The following is a 398-nucleotide window of genomic DNA, read 5'->3' as shown; positions in this document are numbered from 1 at the left end:
GGCCAAGACGGCGGGCCCGGGGGGTTGATCGGCAACGGCGGCGTGGGAGGTGGCGCGGGGCCGCCGCGGCCGGCGCTCGCGGCGGCGCTGGCGGGCAGCTGTTCGGCCAACCCGGGCCGCCAGGGCCCTAGCCGGCGCGCCCCACCGCGCCGAGCAGACGCAGAATCGCCCAATTTCGTGCCGAAATGGGCGATTCTGTGTCTGCTCGCGCCGCTAACCGGACCTAGATCCAAACACCCTTGCCCACGGCGACCACGCCGCCGGCGCTGATCGCGAAGCGTTCCCGGTCCTTCTCCAGATCCACGCCGACCATCTCACCGGGCCCGACGACGACGTTCTTGTCCAGGATCGCGTGGCGCACCACCGCCCCGCGCCCAACGCGGGTGCCGGGCATGATC

The 398-nt window shown here is 73.1% G+C and carries 1 protein-coding gene; it reads right to left on the bottom strand.

Annotated features, from left to right (window positions below):
- Nucleotides 1-223: 223 nt before the first annotated feature.
- Complete coding sequence (locus EQ827_RS09335; RefSeq protein ID WP_445012490.1) at nt 224-394, bottom strand: hypothetical protein; 171 nt, start codon at nt 392-394, stop codon at nt 224-226.
- Between the last annotated feature and the right edge of the window lie 4 nt (nt 395-398).

Source organism: Bombilactobacillus bombi (genome assembly GCF_013607485.1).
Taxonomy (GTDB): domain Bacteria; phylum Bacillota; class Bacilli; order Lactobacillales; family Lactobacillaceae; genus Bombilactobacillus; species Bombilactobacillus bombi_A.
The sequence above is the reverse complement of the archived record's forward strand: the minus strand, read 5'-3'. Positions and strand labels throughout refer to the sequence as shown.

What these genes read in the sequence shown, in the direction of transcription:
- EQ827_RS09335 (WP_445012490.1), bottom strand. Translation starts at nt 394, where the DNA reads ATGCCCGGCACCCGCGTTGGGCGCGGGGCGGTGGTGCGCCACGCGATC.